At 35.8% G+C, this 1,172-nt stretch carries 1 protein-coding gene; it reads left to right on the forward strand.

Annotated elements, in window-relative coordinates; genetic code table 11:
• Window positions 1-1,172 (forward strand): sialate O-acetylesterase (locus AC11W3_RS14245; RefSeq protein ID WP_484093204.1); only part of this gene is annotated, 1,172 nt, incomplete at both ends.

Below are 1,172 nucleotides of genomic sequence, written 5' to 3' on the forward strand. Positions count from 1 at the left end.
GATATTGCGATAAAATATATTCCAAGAAATATCGCCACTGCAACAGATTTTAATACTGCTCTTACAGATGGCGATTATTTATTTGACCCAGCTACTTTAAATGGATACATTGGGATTGGCTATGGAAAATTATCAGTAAAAGTTCATGGCAGTACAAACGTTTTTAACAATGCAGGAGTTATAGTCCAAATTGCTAGAGACAACTATAACCAAACCGTTACAAGGTCAAAGGTTAACGAAGCTCCTTGGTCTACTTGGGAAGTCTTAGCTAATACAGATTATGTAGGTAATGCGGTTGCAGTAAAAAACCAGACAGTTACAAATAACGGGGCAAACGTGGTTGATATTATAATTTATTCAGGGCAATCAAACATGTCGGGCGCAGGGGATGCAAAGCTAAGTGTTACTGTAAGACAGTTTAACGGTTTTGAATTTAGGGCAATTACTGATCCAACAAAGCTTTATTCAATAATTGAACCATTTGGAGTAAACGAGAATAAAGTGGGTGGTATAAATGACTTAGCTTTTAAAACAGGCTCAATGATTTCTGCATTTGTCGAATCTTATTATGCAATAACTAAAACACCTGTGATTGCGGTATCAGCAAGTATGGGTGGAAGTTCAATAACACAATGGCAACAAGGCGGTGCGTATTTAACGGATGCTCTGGAAAGGTATAACGCTACCAAAACATGGTTACAAGCTAATGGCTATACAGTAAGGCATAGTTACATGGCTTGGTGCCAAGGAAATGGAGATACGGGAATTACCAAAGAATCATACAAGACATATTTTAAGGCAATGATTGATTATATAGTTACCCAAGGCATAGAAAAATGTTTAGTTGTTCGTGTTGGTGATTTACTTACTAATATTCAAGGTCATCGTCCACAACAAGCAGCTCAAACAGAATTATGTCAAGAAGATGCAAATGCGGTTATGATATCTACTAAATTTAATTTATACTCAACTGCTGAATACATATTTGATGGAATTGTACATTATAATCAACCCGCACTAAATGCAGTTGGTGCAGACGCAGGAACAAATGCTGGAATATATGCAAAAACTGGAATAGAGCCTTATATGTATGATTACATAAATAACAATATATATTTTGGTAAAAACAATAGTTCTCCCGATATGTTTGGAACAAAAATGGATTCTTTAGC

This window comes from Geomonas sp. (assembly GCF_056994735.1).